Source organism: Pseudomonas sp. I2 (assembly GCF_040984075.1).
Classification (GTDB): domain Bacteria; phylum Pseudomonadota; class Gammaproteobacteria; order Pseudomonadales; family Pseudomonadaceae; genus Aquipseudomonas; species Aquipseudomonas guariconensis_B.
Genome location: NZ_JBCGFQ010000005.1, coordinates 58,617 through 73,412 on the forward strand (window position 1 = coordinate 58,617; position 14,796 = coordinate 73,412).

Genomic DNA, 14,796 nt, shown 5'->3' on the forward strand with positions numbered 1-14,796 from the left:
TCGAGAATTTCCCATGCCCGTTCTTCCCTGGTCCGCCATCGATACCGTCCTGCTGGACATGGATGGCACCCTGCTCGACCTGCATTACGACAACCGCTTCTGGCTGGAACACCTGCCCCAGCGCTACGCCGAGCTGCATGGCGTGAGCCGGGCCATGGCGGAAATGGAGCTGCAGCCGCTGTTCGAGCGCAACGCCGGCACCCTGAACTGGTACTGCCTGGATTTCTGGAGCCGCGAGCTGCGCTTGCCGATCCGTGAGCTCAAGCAGGAGATCGCCGACCTGATCGCCCTGCGCCCGGACGCCGACACCTTCCTCGCCGCCCTGCGCCGGGCCGGCAAGCGCGTGGTGCTGATCACCAATGCCCATCGCGACTCGCTGTCGCTGAAGCTGGAGCGGGTGGAACTGGCACCGTACTTCGAGCGGCTGATCAGCTCGCATGACTACGGCTACCCCAAGGAGAACGGCCAGTTCTGGGATGCGCTGCGGGCGGACATCGGCTTCGAGCCGGGGCGCAGCCTGTTCATCGACGACACGCTGGCGATCCTGCGCAGTGCGCGGCGGTTCGGGGTCGGGCATCTGCTGGCGGTGCGCCAGCCGGACAGTCGCGGCGAGCCGAGGGATACCCAGGAGTTCGCGGCGGTCGAGGATTATCGGGCGTTGCTGGTAGGCCTTTGAAAACTGCCCCAAGGCTTTCTGGGGGCGATGGGCTGCAACGCAGCCCCAATGCCACTTGACCCAGAACCTGGGGAGGCAGGCTTGTCGGGGCACCGAACCGCCGCGAACAGGCCGGCACGGCCCCCAACGCCGTATCACTCAGGAATGCGCAACACCTGCCCCGGATAGATCTTGTCCGGATGCTTGAGCATCGGCTTGTTGGCCTCGAAGATCTTGTTGTACTGGTTGGCATCGCCGTACTCGGCCTTGGCGATGGCACTGAGGGTATCCCCCTTCTTCACCGTGACGAAACGCGCCGCCTGAGCCACCGGCCCGGTGACGGTGATCTGGTCTTCGACCGTGGCCACGCCATCGATATTGCCGGCGGCGAGGATGAGCTTCTCCTTTTCCTCCTGGCTGGCGACCTCGCCCTTGAGGATGACCTTGTCGCCCTCCACCGTGGCAGAGATATTCGGGTTGCCCAAGCCAACGCTCTCGACGTGCTTCTTGAGCTGCTCCTCGGCATTGGCGTTGCCGGGGGTCAGCAGGTCGATCAACTTCTCTCCGGCTTCCTTCACGAAACTGAACAGGCTCATGTCGCTCTCCTTGATGATGAATACTCGGAAGCAGGAGTCTAGGCCAGGATCGTCCACCCCGCTGCCCGGCGCCCCATCGACGCGCTTTATCACCACATAGACCCTAGCGACTGGACGCCACCCGCCCACCGGCTTAGGCTTGGGCGGGTAAACAAAGCCGCCGGTAACCCGCCCCGATGAACAGCAAACCTCCGGTCTGTGCGGCGTCCACATCGCTGTCGCTGCCTGCCGCCAGCAATACCTACGACTACCGACAGCTCACCGACGAGGCGCGCGACAGCACCCCGCTCGCCGAGGAAGTCGCCCTGGCCATCGCCTACAACGGCCTGAACCAGGCAGTGATGCTGGTCAGCCCCACCGACCTGGAAGACTTCGCCGTTGGCTTCAGCGTCGGCAGCGGCATCGTTGCTGGCACCGAGGAAATCTACGACGTGAAGCTCTCCGGCAGTGGCTCGGCGCTGTACGCCGACCTGGAGATCTCCAGCCGGGCCTTCTGGAACCTGAAGAACCAGCGCCGCCAGTTGGCCGGCACCAGCGGCTGCGGCCTGTGCGGGGTCGAGGCCCTGGAGCAGGCGCTGCCTGAGCTTGCCGAACTGCCTGGCGCGCCACTGCCACCTGCCCAATGGTTGGCCGGGCTGCGCGAGCGCATCGACGCCTTCCAGCCCTTGGGCCAGCACTGCGGCGCCGTGCATGCAGCGCTGTTCATGGACCGCCACGGCGAATTGCTGCTCGGCCGCGAAGACATCGGCCGGCACAACGCCCTGGACAAGCTGATCGGCGCCCTGCTGCGCCAGGGCATCGATACCCGGGGCGGCCTGGCCGTCGTCACCAGCCGCTGCAGCCTGGAGCTGATCCAGAAAGTCCTGCGCGCCGGCATCCAGACCCTGGTCAGCCTTTCAGCCCCCACCGGCCTGGCCTTGCAATGGGCCCGCCAGCACAACCTCAACCTCATCCACGTACCCAAGCACAGCGCACCACGGGTGTTCAGCCCGGCGGCGCACGCGTGACGACTGCCTGGCAGGCACAACGAAAAAAGCCCTGTCCGCAAGGGCCAGGGCTTTGTCTCAAGTAACTTAAGACAACCGAAAAACAAGAAAGTTTCATATTAAAATCAATTAGTTAGAAAATTGTGTACAACTCGTGCAACTCGTCGGATTTTCGTTGCCAGGCGCATCGGAGAGCCTCAAATTCGCCTCGTCATCCCTATGAGGCTCTCTTGATGAAGAAGTACTCCTCGATTCTGTTGTTGTCCTTCGGCCTGCTCAGCGGCGTTGCCATGGCAGGCGGCAACACCGAGGCTGGCATTGGCGGCGCACTGGGTGGGGTACTCGGCTCCGTGGTCGGCCAGTCCATCGGTGGCAGCACGGGTTCGGCCATCGGCGCGGGCCTGGGCGGTGCCGCCGGTAGTGCGGTGGGGGCCGACAAGCGCCAACGCGGCGAAGCGGCCATCGGTGGCGCGCTGGGCGCTGCGGGCGGCAACGTGATCGGCCGCCAGGTCGGCGGCAATACCGGCAGCCTGATCGGCGCCGCAGCTGGCGGTGGCGCCGGCGGTGCCCTGGGTAACTACATGGGCAACAAGGCCGACGCCGACGAGCGTCACGACCGCCGTTATCGTCGTGACTACGACGGCCGTCGTCACTGGGACCGCGGCCATCACTACGGCCATCGCAAGCACAAGAACAAGCGCCACTGGCGCCATTGAGATACGCAAGGCCTGCGCCTTGCCTAAAGGCCCTGCCCTGACCGGCAGGGCCTTTTCGTATCGGCCTCAACGCTTGAGCTGCAGCCCCGCCAGGGTGGCCTGCAAGGCCTCGGGCAGCGCTACCGGCCGGCCGCTGGCACGCTCGACGAAGACCTGCACCACCGTGCCCGCCGCACAGGCCTGCGGCTCGCCCGGGCGAAACAGCGCCAGGCGATACTCCACCGTGCTACCCGCCAGGCGCGTCACCCCCAAGCCCACCTCCAGTACATCCGGGAAGCCCGGCAGCGCATAGAAATCCGCCGCCGAACTGACCACGAACGCCGCCAGTTCGCCATCCCGCAGGTCCAGCTCGGCCTGCTCGATGAGAAACGCCTGGATGGCGGTTTCGAAGCAGCCGTGCACCGTGGCGCCGGCGAGGTGGCCGTTGAGATCATTGTCTTGCGCACGGGTGAGGATGGGGTGGAAGTGGGCGAAGTCGGCGTGTTGGGGAGATTCGGTCATGATTTGTCCTGGCCAGTGGCACGGAGATAAATTTTCTGAAAATCACATAGATCAATTTTGCTCCATGGAAGGGACGCTTCCCACAGAAACTCGGCAACCAGGCGGCTGGGCCATACAGGTCAGTATCAATGAACAGGACACGTTCTGACAGCCCAACGCGGCGGCAATGTGGTTTGCTGAACACATGGAGGCCAGCCTCAACGACCCGTCACGACTGAGGGATGACGAGGAAGTAGAGCGACTGTTTACTGCACGTCGCGCAGCCCTCAGAGCCAGGCGGCAGTGACACGCCTGGTATGGCGTGCAAGGACCGCTACCGCATAATGGAGCACATCGCGGCAGACAATCCCGACGCTGCCATTGCGCTGGATGAAGCTTTCAGGGAAAAAGCGAGGCGGGCGCCCATATCCCATCGCTCTACAAGCTGAGTAGATACGACGGCACACGGGAAATTGTCGTTCGGCCAAATGACGTGATGGTCTATCGAGCCCTTCAGGAGCGTATCGAAATCATCCGTATGATGCATGCTAGGCAGAAGTGGCCATGAAGCATAAAGCAATAACCGTAACCCCAAACACCACAAGGCCGCTCCAGGTTCACGACTGATCTTGAGATCAACGTGGGAGCGGCCTTGTGTCGCGATGGGCCGCGAAAGCGGCCCATCGTAGGTCTTGGCTTAGAGCTGTGGACCGGCGGCCTGGATGGCCTCGGAAACCTCGAACTTCTTGAAGTTCTCGATGAACAGCTTGGCCAGGCCCTTGGCAGCCTCGTCGTAGGCAGCCGGGTCAGCCCAGGTGTTGCGCGGGTTGAGCAGGACGGTCTCGACGCCCGGAACGGCCTTCGGCACGTCCAGGTTGATGATGTCCAGGTGCTCGGTCTCGGCACCGACCAGGGCGCCGCTCTGGATCGCAGCGATCACGGCACGAGTGGTCGGGATGCTGAAGCGCTTGCCGACGCCGTAGCCACCGCCGGTCCAGCCGGTGTTGACCAGGTAGACCTTGGAGCCGAAGCCCTTGATGCGCTTGATCAGCAGTTCGGCGTATTCGCCGGCCGGACGTGGGAAGAACGGCGCGCCGAAGCAGGTGGAGAAGGTCGACTTGATGCCGCCGCCCGAACCCATTTCGGTGGAGCCGACCAGCGCGGTGTAGCCGGACAGGAAGTGGTAGGCCGCCTGCTCGTTGTTGAGGATCGACACCGGAGGCAGAACGCCAGTCAGGTCGCAGGTCAGGAAGATGACCGCGTTCGGCTCGCCGCCCAGGTTCTTCTCGGAACGCTTCTCGACGTGCTCCAGCGGGTAGGCCGCGCGGCTGTTCTGGGTCAGGCTGCCGTCGGCGTAGTCAGCGTGCTTGGCATCGTCGAGGACGACATTTTCCAGCACCGCACCGTGCTTGATGGCTTTCCAGATGACCGGCTCGTTCTTCTCGGACAGGTCGATGCACTTGGCGTAGCAGCCGCCTTCGATGTTGAACACGACGCCCTCGCCCCAGCCGTGCTCGTCGTCACCGATCAGGTAACGGCTCTCGTCGGCCGACAGGGTGGTCTTGCCGGTGCCGGACAAGCCGAAGAACAGGGTCACGTCGCCGGCTTCGCCGATGTTGGCGGCGCAGTGCATCGGCAGCACGTCGGCGGCCGGCAGCAGGAAGTTCTGCACCGAGAACATGGCTTTCTTCATTTCACCGGCGTAACGCATGCCGGCGATCAGCACCTTCTTCTGGGCGAAGTTGATGATGACGCAGCCATCGGAGTTGGTGCCGTCGCGCTCGGGGACGCACTCGAAGTTGGCAACGTTGAGGACCTGCCACTCTTCGCGGCCGGCCGGGTTGTACTGGGCCGGGTTGATGAACAGGCAACGGCCGAACAGGTTCTGCCAGGCGGTCTGGGTGACCATCTTGACCGGCAGGTAGTGCTCGGCGGCAGCGCCTACGTGAACGTGGGAGACGAAGTGCTCCTGGGCGTTGTTGAACGCCTCGACGCGCGCCCACAGGGCATCGAACTTGTCGGCAGGGAACTTGCGGTTGATCGGGCCCCAGGCGATGGCACCGGAGGTGCTGGGCTCGTCGACGATGAAACGGTCAGCTGGCGAACGGCCGGTGCGATGACCGGTTTTCACGACCAACGCGCCGGTATCGGCCAGTTCGCCTTCACCGCGGGACAGCGCTTCTTTTACCAGCTCATCGACGCTCAGGTCGGTGTACACGGTGTTGTTGGCTTGCGTCATGAGGTACCCCATCCGGCCCGAGGCCGAGTGCTCCAAACGTTTTGTAGTGGTCTTTTCCAAACTACTACAGCGAAAAAAGTGGCCGGATTATGCCAGAAAAGCCCAAAAAAAGTAGGCCCCTCCTGTCAGAACTGCGCTTTTTCGCAGTTAGACAGGAGAATTTCCTGTAGTGAATCGTTTTAGTGCCGAGTTTCTGACGGTGCGTCCGTGCCGCCCCCGGCAAACAATTGCGCGACATCGCTGGCATCGAAGAAGTAGCGCTGGTTGCAGAACTGGCAATCGATCTCGACCTGGCCGCCACATTCCTCGACCAGTTGCCGTGCATCGTGCTCGCCCAGGCTCACCAGGGCATTGCCGGAACGCTCGCGCGAGCAGCTGCAGCGAAAGTGCAGCGGCTGGATGTCGAACAGGCGCACGGCATCCTCATGGTAGAGGCGGTGCAACAGGGTCTCGTTGTCCAGGGTCAGGGCTTCCTCGGCGCTGAGGGTGCCCGCCAGGGTGGTCACATGCTGCCAACTGGCCTCGCGGTCTTCTTCGTCGCGCTCACGGTCCACCGGCAGTTGCTGCAGCAGCAGGCCCCGGGCGCGCTGGCCGTCGGCATGCAGCCAGAAGCGCGTGTTGAGCTGCTGGGAACGGACGAAGTAGTTGGTGAAACACTCCGACAGGCTGGCCCCGTGCAGGTCGACGATGCCCTGGTAGCGCTGGCCTTGCAGCGGATCGATGGTCAGGGTCAGGGCGCCCTCGGGCATCAGTTGCTCGAGCCCGGCGTCGGCATCGATGCGCGCACTGTCGTACCGGGCCATGCCACGGATCTCGCGGTCGCTGGAGCATTCGACCATCAGCAGCGGCACCGGGCCTTCCGAGCGCGCCTGCAATACCAGCAGGCCATCGAACTTCAGCGCACCGACCAGCAGCGCGGCGGCGGCCATCAGTTCGCCGAGCAGCAGCGCCACGGGCTGCGGGTACGGATGACGGGCCAGCACCTCGGCATAGCTGCGTTCGAGCGCCACCCACTCACCGCGCACATCGCGGTCGTCGAAGATGAAACGTTGGGTGAAATCGGTATCCGGCAAATCGTGCATAGGTTCTGGCTATCTGAAAATGATGACAAAATGTGTAAACGGACTTGAAAGTCCCGTTGCAGAGCGCTCACGAGGCGCTCCATATCCCGCTGGCAATAGAGGTATCTTATGGACAATCGACCACTGTTCCAAGCAAGGTGGTCCTGGGGCCCCTTGGCAGCCTGTACCCTGCTGCCCATCGCTCTACTGTGTTTCTGGTTATGGCCCTTTGGCCAGATCCTGTGCCTGACTTTCGACGAGTGGCTGTTCCACAGCCTCAACGCGCCGTTGGCCGACAACGCCATCTGGCGCTACATCTGGACCCTCGGCAGCCTGCGCCCCTTCGATATCGTCGTCGGCCTGATCCTGCTGGCGCTGCTGATCCGTGGCGACTGGGTGTTCAAGGCCTGCCAGGTACGCGAGGCCTTTTTCGGCTTCCTGGTCACGCTAATCCTCTTAGTGGTGATTCGCGCGCTGTTTTCCAAGTGGGTGGATGCCTCCGGCTGGCAACATGACAGCCCGTCGATGGTATTCGGCGATGCCATCCACCTGAGCGACTTCTACCCCGACCTCGAGGCCAGCTGGGAACTGAAAGACCGCTCCAGCAAGAGCTTCCCGGGCGACCATGCCTCGGTGTTGCTGGTCTGGGCGCTGTTCATGAGCCTGTTCAGCCGCCGCCTGCTGCAGCACCTGCTGACCTGGAGCCTGGCCGTGCTGTTCATGCTGCCGCGCCTGGTGGCCGGTGCCCATTGGGGGCAGGACGACTATATCGGCGGGCTGCTGATGGCGGTCCTGGCGCTAGGCTGGAGCTGCCATACGCCACTGGCGGCCAAGGCCAGCGCGGCGCTGCTGCGCTGGACGGCACCGCTGTTCGTGCTGTTGGCCCGGTTGCCATGGGTGAGGCGGCTGAGCGTGGTACGCGCGGGCTGATCGCGCTTGGCTACCCTTTGGGGCTGCAAGGCAGCCCTGTCGGCTCAGTCGTAACTGCCCTGCAGTTGGTGGATCTGCCGCCGCTGCTTCTTGGTCGGGCGCCCGTCGGTGGTCACGCCCAGCGCCCCGGCCTTGCGCATCTGAGCCGCCTGTTCGCGACGCCGAACGCTCTCCTCGGTCTCCTCGTACAAGGCCTGCGCCTGCGGCGCGCCCCGTCGCACCACCGACAGCGCCTTGACCACCACGGTGCGCTCGTCGAACCCGGTACGCAGGACGAACTCGTCGCCCACCCGCGGCTCCTTGCCCGGCTTGCAGCGCTCGCCCCGGCAATGCACCTTGCCACTCTCGATGGCTGCCTTGGCCAGGGCCCGGGTCTTGTAGAAACGCGCCGCCCACAACCATTTGTCCAGGCGAACCTTGTCGTCTTCTTCCGACTTGTGTGCCATCCCGATACCTCGAATGCTGTCTGTCACCGAACTGTACTACCGTAACTTGCGGATGCAAAAAGTCGCCGGCGTGCTTACAGTTCACCACCTCATTCGCAGGGTGTGCTTCGTGAAGACATTTGACCATCTGACTGTGATCGGCCTGCGCGAGTGGGTCGCCCTGCCCGACCTCGGCGTCGCGGGCCTGCGCGCCAAGATCGACACCGGTGCCAGCACCTCCAGCCTGCACGCCACCGATGTGGAACCCTTCGAGCGCGATGGCCAGCCCTGGGTGCGCTTCACCGCCCACCTGGGCTCGGTGGTGCAGTTGCGTCACCGCCGCTGCGAGGCGCCACTGGTCACCCGCAAGACCATCAAGAGCTCCAACGGCCAGGCCCAGGTCCGCTATGTGATCCGTACCCCTCTGGCCCTGGGCGACCGGGTCTGGGAAGTGGAGTTCACCCTGGCCTGCCGCAAGAACATGCGCTATCGCCTGCTGCTCGGCTCCAAGGCGCTGATCCATGGCCAACTGGTCGTCAACCCCGGCCTCAAGTACGTTCAGGACAAACCGGCCTTTCCGACCACCCTTTCCCCTGTCACAGGTGCTGCATGAAGATCGCTGTGCTGTCGCGCAACCCGCGTCTGTATTCCACCCGTCGCCTGGTCGAAGCCGGTACCCAGCGCGGCCATGAGATGGTGGTGATCGATACCCTGCGTGCGTACATGAACATCGCCAGCCACAAGCCGCAGATCCATTACCGCGGCAAGCCGCTGGAGGGCTTCGACGCGGTGATCCCGCGCATCGGCGCCTCGGTCACCTTCTATGGCTGCGCCGTGCTGCGCCAGTTCGAGATGATGGGCGTCTACCCGCTCAACGAGTCGGTGGCCATCGCCCGTTCGCGCGACAAGCTGCGTTCCCTGCAACTACTGTCACGGCGCGGCATCGGCCTGCCGGTCACGGGCTTCGCCCACTCGCCGGACGACATTCCCGACCTGATCCAGATGGTCAACGGCGCCCCGCTGGTGATCAAGGTGCTCGAAGGCACCCAGGGCATCGGCGTGGTCCTGTGCGAGACCACCAAGGCCGCCGAGTCGGTGATCGAGGCATTCATGGGCCTGAAGCAGAACATCATGGTCCAGGAATACATCCGCGAGGCCGGCGGGGCCGATATCCGCTGCTTCGTGGTCGGTGACAAGGTCATCGCCTCGATGAAACGCCAGGCCAAGCCTGGCGAGTTCCGCTCCAACCTGCATCGGGGTGGCGTCGCCAGCCTGATCAAGATCACCCCGGAAGAGCGCATGACCGCCATCCGCGCAGCCAAGGTCATGGGGCTGAGCGTGGCCGGCGTGGACATCCTGCGCTCCAACCACGGGCCGCTGGTGATGGAAGTGAACTCATCGCCAGGGCTGGAGGGGATCGAGGTGACCACCGGCAAGGACGTGGCCGGCATGATCATCGCGCACCTGGAGAAGAACGGCGGGCCGAACCAGACGCGGACCAAGGGCAAGGGTTGAAATCACCGCCGCGAAGGGAGCCCCGCGAATCAGACCGCGTTACGCGGCAGCATCAACCCCAGCGGCAGGCGTACCCGGGCCTCGACGCCGCCACCGGAGCGGTTGCGCAGCTCGACATTGCCGCCATGCTGGGCAGCGATGCGCTTGACGATCGCCAGCCCCAGCCCGGTGCCCTTGCCTCCCCGGGCCCGGTCGCCACGGATGAAGGGGTTGAAGATGGTCTCCAGCTCCGACTCATCGATACCAGTGCCCCGGTCCAGCACGCTGAGCACCACGTAGGGCGCACTCTGGTCGCCAGACACATAGGCGGCCACCTCGACGCCCTTGCCACCGTGATGCAGGGCATTGCCGATCAGGTTGCCGAGCATGCGCTTGAGCGAGACCCGGCGCAGAGGAAACGGCGGGATCGGCTCCAGGCACAGGCGCACACGCTCCTCCGGCTGGTTGTACGGCGCCACCACCTCGCGCACCAGCTCGTCCAGGTCGACTTCCTCCAGCGGCTCGTCGCGCCCGTCGCGGATGAACGCAAGGAACTGGTCGAGGATGGCGTCCATGTCCTCGATGTCACGCACCATGTCGTCGGTCAGCTCGCTGTCGTTGGCCATCAGCGACAGTGACAGGCGCAGGCGGGTCAGCGGCGTGCGCAGATCATGGGACACCCCCGCCAGCATCAGCTCGCGCTCGCGCCCGGCCTGCTCGACGTCCTCGGCCATCTGGTTGAAAGCGCGGTACACCTCGGTCATTTCGCTCGGCGTATCGCTGATCGGCAAGCGCACGCTGCGCCCCTGGCCCAGCTGGCGCGCGGCGAACACCAGGCGCTTGAGCGGCTGGTTGAGCTGGCGCACGAAGATCCAGGCCGACGCCGTGGACAACAGGCCGATGGCCAGGAACCAGCCCAGCACGTTCCAGATCTTCTGCCCACGCAAGGGGTGCGGGTACAGCGGTACCTTCAGCCAGCCCGGCCCCAGGCTCGGCGCATTGACCCACAGGGCTGGCGGTGCATGGATACGCAGGCGCACCTCGGTGTCTTCGCCCAGCTCGGCCTGCATCTGACGCTGGTAGATCTCGCTGTAGGGCCAGTGCTGTTCACCCTCGGGCACACCGGCACCAGTCACCCGGATCAGGCCTGCGGCCTCGGCGATCTTGTCGCGGTTCTCCTCGTCGGCCGCCCAGTAGGCACGTAGCGTGAGGGCCACGCCATGGCTGTACTGGCGGTCGACCAGCACGTCCTCGTTCATCAGCAGGTACACCAGCGTCAGCGCCTTGGAGAACAGGACGACGATCAGCACCAGCCACAGGGTGCGGGCGAAGAAGCTTTGCGGGAACCACAGGGGCGTTTTCATCGAGGACAACTACTGCAATGCGGCACGAGCAGGGCTCGCGGGGGTTGCCGGCACGCCACAGACGAAAACAGGGCGACCCGTTTGGATCGCCCTGCCGCGTCGAGGCATGCCAGCAGGCTCATTTTCCGGCGTTTCCGTCCGGCACGAAGACATAGCCCACGCCCCAGACGGTCTGGATGTAGCGCGGCTTGGACGGGTCGGGCTCGATCATGCGGCGCAGGCGCGAGATCTGCACGTCGATGGAACGCTCCAGGGCATCCCATTCGCGGCCCCGGGCCAGGTTCATCAGTTTGTCGCGGGTCAGCGGCTCGCGGGCATGCATCACCAGGGCCTTGAGCACGGCGAACTCACCGGTGGTCAGCATGTGCACCTCGTTGCCGCGCTTGAGCTCGCGGGTGGCCAGCGAGAGCTCGTAGTCGCCGAAGGTGACGGTCTCGTCCTCGCTGCCGGGCGCACCCGGTACGCTGGGCGCCTGGCGGCGCAATACGGCCTTGACCCGCGCCATCAGCTCGTCGGGGTTGAACGGCTTGCCCAGGTAGTCGTCGGCGCCCAGCTCCAGGCCCTTGATGCGGCTGAGCTCGTCGCCCTTGGCGGTGAGCATGATGATCGGGATCTGGTTGTTCGCCGCACGCAGGCGCTTGCACGCCGCCAGGCCATCCTCGCCCGGCAGCATGAGGTCGAGCACCACCAGGTTGAAGACCTCGCGGGCCAGCAGGCGGTCCATCTGTTCGGTATTGGGCACCGCACGGGCGCGATAGCCCTTGCTGGTGAAGAAACGCTCCAGCAGGCTGCTCAGCCCCGGATCGTCGTCGACGATGAGAATCTTGTCGCCTTCAGCGGTGTTTGCGGTGCTGGTCATGAATAACTCCTTTGATGTCGCCGCGCATTATGGCGTAGCCATTGCAACGCGTGCCGTGTGCATTGTTAGCAGATTTTTCCCCTGGCGCCAGTTCCCGCCGGGCCTGCGCTGGCCCGGCGCTATCACCGCAAGCCCGGCACGATGGGTATAATGCGCCGCTTTCACCCAGCGCCGCCGGGCCCGAATGCCCCCTTGCGGCCTCCAGCATTCACAATTTGTCAGGTGGTTCTCATGGACAGCATCAACAGCCGTATCGCCGAGGAACTGGGCGTTCGCCCACAGCAGGTCGAGGCGGCCGTGGCCCTGTTGGACGAAGGCTCGACGGTGCCCTTCATCGCCCGTTACCGTAAGGAAGTGACCGGCAGCCTGGACGATACCCAACTGCGTCACCTCGAAGAGCGCCTGCGCTACCTGCGCGAGCTGGACGAGCGCCGTGCGAGCATCCTGGCCAGCATCGAGGAACAGGGCAAGCTGACTCCGGAGCTGGCCCGCGAGATCAAGCTGGCCGACACCAAGACCCGCCTCGAAGACCTCTACCTGCCCTACAAGCAAAAGCGCCGCACCAAGGGCCAGATCGCCCTGGAGGCGGGCCTCGGCGACCTGGCCGACGGGCTGTTCGGCGACCCGCAGCTGACCCCGGAAACCGAAGCGGCGCGTTTCATCGATGCCGAAAAAGGCGTGGCCGACATCAAGGCCGCCCTGGAAGGCGCCAAGTACATCCTCATGGAGCGCTTCGCCGAAGACGCCGCGCTGCTCGACAAGCTGCGCGGTTTCCTCAAGCAGGAGGCGGTGCTCAGCGCCCGCGTGGTGGCCGGCAAGGAAGAGGAAGGCGCCAAGTTCCGCGACTACTTCGCCCATGACGAACTGCTGCGTAGCGTGCCTTCGCACCGTGCCCTGGCGATCTTCCGTGGCCGCAACGAGGGCGTGCTGAGCGCGTCGCTGAAGGTCGGCGAGGAACTGCCGGGCACCCTGCACCCGTGCGAGGTGATGATCGCCGAGCACTTCGGCCTGGCCAACCGCAACCGCCCTGCCGACAAATGGCTGGCCGAGGTGGTGCGCTGGACCTGGAAGGTCAAGCTCTACACCCACTTGGAAACCGACCTGTTCGGCGAGCTGCGCGACAACGCCGAAGGCGAGGCGATCAACGTCTTCGCCCACAACCTGCACGACCTGCTGCTGGCCGCGCCGGCCGGCCCGCGTGCCACCCTGGGCCTGGATCCGGGCCTGCGTACCGGCTGCAAGGTGGCCGTGGTCGACGGCACCGGCAAGCTGCTGGAAACCGCCACCGTCTACCCGCACGCTCCGAAGAACGACTGGGACCGCACCCTTGCCGTGCTCGCCGCCCTGTGCGCCAAGCACTCGGTGGAACTGATCGCCATCGGCAACGGCACCGCCAGCCGCGAGACCGACAAGCTGGCTGGCGAGCTGATCAAGAAGTACCCGGCCATGAAGCTGACCAAGATCATGGTCTCCGAGGCCGGCGCCTCGGTGTACTCGGCCTCGGAACTGGCCGCCCGCGAATTCCCTGGGCTGGACGTGTCCCTGCGCGGCGCCGTGTCGATCGCCCGACGCCTGCAGGACCCGCTGGCCGAACTGGTGAAAATCGACCCGAAATCCATCGGCGTCGGCCAGTACCAGCACGACGTTTCCCAAGTGAAACTGGCCCGTGGCCTGGATGCGGTGGTCGAGGACTGCGTGAACGCCGTCGGCGTGGACGTCAACACCGCCTCGGTGGCGTTGCTGACGCGCATCTCCGGCCTCAACGCCACCCTGGCCCAGAACATCGTCGCCCACCGCGACGCCAATGGCCCGTTCGCCACCCGCGCGGCGCTGAAAAAGGTCAGCCGCCTCGGCGAGAAGACCTTCGAGCAGGCCGCAGGCTTCCTGCGCGTGATGAATGGCGACAACCCGCTCGACGCCTCGGCGGTGCACCCGGAGGCCTACCCGCTGGTACAGCGCATCGCCGCCGACACCGGCCGCGACATCCGCTCGCTGATCGGCGACAGCAGCTTCCTCAAGCGCCTCGACCCGAAGACCTTCACCGACGAGACTTTCGGCCTGCCGACCGTGACCGACATCCTCCAGGAACTGGACAAGCCCGGCCGCGACCCGCGCCCCGAGTTCAAGACCGCCGCCTTCCAGGACGGTGTCGAGGACCTCAAGGACCTGGAGCCGGGCATGATCCTCGAAGGCGTGGTGACCAACGTCACCAACTTCGGTGCCTTCGTCGACATCGGCGTGCACCAGGACGGCCTGGTGCACATCTCGGCGCTGTCGGAAAAGTTCGTCAAGGACCCGCGCGAAGCGGTCAAGGCCGGCGACGTGGTCAAGGTCAAGGTCATGGAAGTGGACATCCCGCGCAAGCGCATCGGCCTGTCCATGCGCATGAGCGACACCCCGGGCGAGAAGGTCGAAGGCAACCGTGGCGGTGGACGCGGCAATGCGGGCAGCCGCCAACAGCAGGCACCCCGCCAGCGTGAAACCGCGGCGCCGGTCAACAACGCCATGGCTGCCCTGTTCGCCAACGCCAAGCAGTTGAAGAAGAAGTGATGGAGGTTCCTGCCGAATACGTCGAAAGCGCCTTCAGCCAGCTCCTGGGCTGCCGCCTGCAACGCCTGGACGAAGGCGTCGCCGAGGTCGCCCTGGCGCTCACGCCACAGCTGCGCAACCGCGCCCACAAGCTGCATGGCGGGGCGATCTTCAGCCTGGTGGACATCGCCATGGGCCTGGCCTGCTCGGCCAGCCATGGCTTCGACCAGCAGAGCGTGACGATCGAATGCAAGATCAACTACCTGCGCGCCGTCAGCGACGGCGAGGTACTGTGCGTCGCCCGCGTGCTGCATGCCGGGCGCCGCACCCTGGTGGTCGACGCCGACGTACGCCAGGGCGACAAACTCGTCGCCAAGGCCCAAGGAACCTTCGCGGTTCTCTAGCTCCCGACGGGGCATCTGCGGTATTTTCGGCAGTGCGCTGGCACTGCCGGATCCGCGT

Annotated in this window: 15 protein-coding genes; 8 read left to right on the plus strand and 7 right to left on the minus strand. The window is 64.9% G+C overall.

Annotated elements, in window-relative coordinates; translation table 11 throughout:
* The first annotated feature begins 13 nt into the window (after window positions 1–13).
* Window positions 14–676 (plus strand): GMP/IMP nucleotidase, encoded by a 663-nt coding sequence (yrfG, locus tag WCE05_RS04125; protein ID WP_368815486.1) that lies wholly within the window; start codon window positions 14–16, stop codon window positions 674–676.
* Window positions 677–810: 134 nt separating this feature from the next.
* Here yrfG and lysM read toward each other — a convergent pair whose 3' ends face one another.
* On the minus strand, window positions 811–1,251 hold the full coding sequence (gene lysM, locus WCE05_RS04130; protein WP_225786630.1) for a peptidoglycan-binding protein LysM: 441 nt from the start codon (window positions 1,249–1,251) through the stop codon (window positions 811–813).
* Between the two features lie 176 nt (window positions 1,252–1,427).
* Here lysM and fdhD point away from each other — a divergent pair, with 176 nt between their 5' ends.
* Complete coding sequence (fdhD, locus tag WCE05_RS04135) at window positions 1,428–2,258, plus strand: formate dehydrogenase accessory sulfurtransferase FdhD (RefSeq protein WP_253080286.1); 831 nt, start codon at window positions 1,428–1,430, stop codon at window positions 2,256–2,258.
* A gap of 212 nt (window positions 2,259–2,470) precedes the next feature.
* The gene (locus WCE05_RS04140) at window positions 2,471–2,953 is read left to right on the plus strand and encodes a glycine zipper domain-containing protein (RefSeq protein WP_225786632.1); all 483 of its coding nucleotides are present in this window, start codon (window positions 2,471–2,473) and stop codon (window positions 2,951–2,953) included.
* Window positions 2,954–3,019: 66 nt separating this feature from the next.
* Here the strand turns inward: WCE05_RS04140 and WCE05_RS04145 are convergent, their stop codons facing one another.
* From WCE05_RS04145 to hslO, 3 genes are all read right to left on the minus strand, one after another.
* Window positions 3,020–3,454 (minus strand): thioesterase family protein, encoded by a 435-nt coding sequence (locus WCE05_RS04145; RefSeq protein WP_253080287.1) that lies wholly within the window; start codon window positions 3,452–3,454, stop codon window positions 3,020–3,022.
* 676 nt (window positions 3,455–4,130) lie between these two features.
* Entirely contained in the window at window positions 4,131–5,672 is a 1,542-nt protein-coding gene (locus WCE05_RS04150; protein WP_253080288.1) for a phosphoenolpyruvate carboxykinase, read from the minus strand.
* Between the two features lie 179 nt (window positions 5,673–5,851).
* The gene (gene hslO, locus WCE05_RS04155) at window positions 5,852–6,754 is read right to left on the minus strand and encodes an Hsp33 family molecular chaperone HslO (protein ID WP_225786635.1); all 903 of its coding nucleotides are present in this window, start codon (window positions 6,752–6,754) and stop codon (window positions 5,852–5,854) included.
* 108 nt (window positions 6,755–6,862) lie between these two features.
* Here hslO and WCE05_RS04160 point away from each other — a divergent pair, with 108 nt between their 5' ends.
* Window positions 6,863–7,663 (plus strand): phosphatase PAP2 family protein, encoded by an 801-nt coding sequence (locus tag WCE05_RS04160; protein ID WP_368815487.1) that lies wholly within the window; start codon window positions 6,863–6,865, stop codon window positions 7,661–7,663.
* Between the two features lie 44 nt (window positions 7,664–7,707).
* On the opposite strand, the gene WCE05_RS04165 is transcribed toward WCE05_RS04160, so the two are convergent.
* Complete coding sequence (locus WCE05_RS04165) at window positions 7,708–8,109, minus strand: RNA-binding S4 domain-containing protein (protein WP_225786637.1); 402 nt, start codon at window positions 8,107–8,109, stop codon at window positions 7,708–7,710.
* Between the two features lie 109 nt (window positions 8,110–8,218).
* Between WCE05_RS04165 and WCE05_RS04170 the strand changes: the two genes are divergently transcribed.
* Both WCE05_RS04170 and rimK read left to right on the plus strand, forming a co-directional pair.
* Entirely contained in the window at window positions 8,219–8,701 is a 483-nt protein-coding gene (locus WCE05_RS04170; protein ID WP_225786638.1) for an ATP-dependent zinc protease, read from the plus strand.
* On the plus strand, window positions 8,698–9,603 hold the full coding sequence (gene rimK / locus WCE05_RS04175; protein ID WP_225786639.1) for a 30S ribosomal protein S6--L-glutamate ligase: 906 nt from the start codon (window positions 8,698–8,700) through the stop codon (window positions 9,601–9,603). The genes WCE05_RS04170 and rimK overlap by 4 nt, the downstream gene beginning before the upstream one ends.
* 29 nt (window positions 9,604–9,632) lie before the next feature.
* On the opposite strand, the gene WCE05_RS04180 is transcribed toward rimK, so the two are convergent.
* Window positions 9,633–10,946: an ATP-binding protein gene (locus WCE05_RS04180; protein ID WP_225786640.1), complete on the minus strand. Its 1,314-nt coding sequence runs from the start codon at window positions 10,944–10,946 to the stop codon at window positions 9,633–9,635.
* Between the two features lie 118 nt (window positions 10,947–11,064).
* Window positions 11,065–11,805: a two-component system response regulator OmpR gene (gene ompR / locus WCE05_RS04185; protein WP_225786641.1), complete on the minus strand. Its 741-nt coding sequence runs from the start codon at window positions 11,803–11,805 to the stop codon at window positions 11,065–11,067.
* 231 nt (window positions 11,806–12,036) lie between these two features.
* Between ompR and WCE05_RS04190 the strand changes: the two genes are divergently transcribed.
* Both WCE05_RS04190 and WCE05_RS04195 read left to right on the plus strand, forming a co-directional pair.
* Window positions 12,037–14,355: a Tex family protein gene (locus WCE05_RS04190; RefSeq protein ID WP_368815488.1), complete on the plus strand. Its 2,319-nt coding sequence runs from the start codon at window positions 12,037–12,039 to the stop codon at window positions 14,353–14,355.
* Entirely contained in the window at window positions 14,355–14,738 is a 384-nt protein-coding gene (locus WCE05_RS04195; protein WP_368815489.1) for a PaaI family thioesterase, read from the plus strand. The genes WCE05_RS04190 and WCE05_RS04195 overlap by 1 nt, the downstream gene beginning before the upstream one ends.
* The last annotated feature ends 58 nt before the right edge of the window (window positions 14,739–14,796 follow it).

What these genes read in the sequence shown, in the direction of transcription:
- WCE05_RS04140 (WP_225786632.1), top strand. Translation starts at nt 2,471, where the DNA reads ATGAAGAAGTACTCCTCGATTCTGTTGTTGTCCTTCGGCCTGCTCAGC.
- WCE05_RS04165 (WP_225786637.1), bottom strand. Translation starts at nt 8,109, where the DNA reads ATGGCACACAAGTCGGAAGAAGACGACAAGGTTCGCCTGGACAAATGG.
- WCE05_RS04145 (WP_253080287.1), bottom strand. Translation starts at nt 3,454, where the DNA reads ATGACCGAATCTCCCCAACACGCCGACTTCGCCCACTTCCACCCCATC.
- fdhD (WP_253080286.1), top strand. Translation starts at nt 1,428, where the DNA reads ATGAACAGCAAACCTCCGGTCTGTGCGGCGTCCACATCGCTGTCGCTG.
- lysM (WP_225786630.1), bottom strand. Translation starts at nt 1,251, where the DNA reads ATGAGCCTGTTCAGTTTCGTGAAGGAAGCCGGAGAGAAGTTGATCGAC.
- WCE05_RS04190 (WP_368815488.1), top strand. Translation starts at nt 12,037, where the DNA reads ATGGACAGCATCAACAGCCGTATCGCCGAGGAACTGGGCGTTCGCCCA.
- WCE05_RS04150 (WP_253080288.1), bottom strand. Translation starts at nt 5,672, where the DNA reads ATGACGCAAGCCAACAACACCGTGTACACCGACCTGAGCGTCGATGAG.
- hslO (WP_225786635.1), bottom strand. Translation starts at nt 6,754, where the DNA reads ATGCACGATTTGCCGGATACCGATTTCACCCAACGTTTCATCTTCGAC.
- WCE05_RS04195 (WP_368815489.1), top strand. Translation starts at nt 14,355, where the DNA reads ATGGAGGTTCCTGCCGAATACGTCGAAAGCGCCTTCAGCCAGCTCCTG.
- rimK (WP_225786639.1), top strand. Translation starts at nt 8,698, where the DNA reads ATGAAGATCGCTGTGCTGTCGCGCAACCCGCGTCTGTATTCCACCCGT.
- ompR (WP_225786641.1), bottom strand. Translation starts at nt 11,805, where the DNA reads ATGACCAGCACCGCAAACACCGCTGAAGGCGACAAGATTCTCATCGTC.
- WCE05_RS04180 (WP_225786640.1), bottom strand. Translation starts at nt 10,946, where the DNA reads ATGAAAACGCCCCTGTGGTTCCCGCAAAGCTTCTTCGCCCGCACCCTG.
- yrfG (WP_368815486.1), top strand. Translation starts at nt 14, where the DNA reads ATGCCCGTTCTTCCCTGGTCCGCCATCGATACCGTCCTGCTGGACATG.
- WCE05_RS04160 (WP_368815487.1), top strand. Translation starts at nt 6,863, where the DNA reads ATGGACAATCGACCACTGTTCCAAGCAAGGTGGTCCTGGGGCCCCTTG.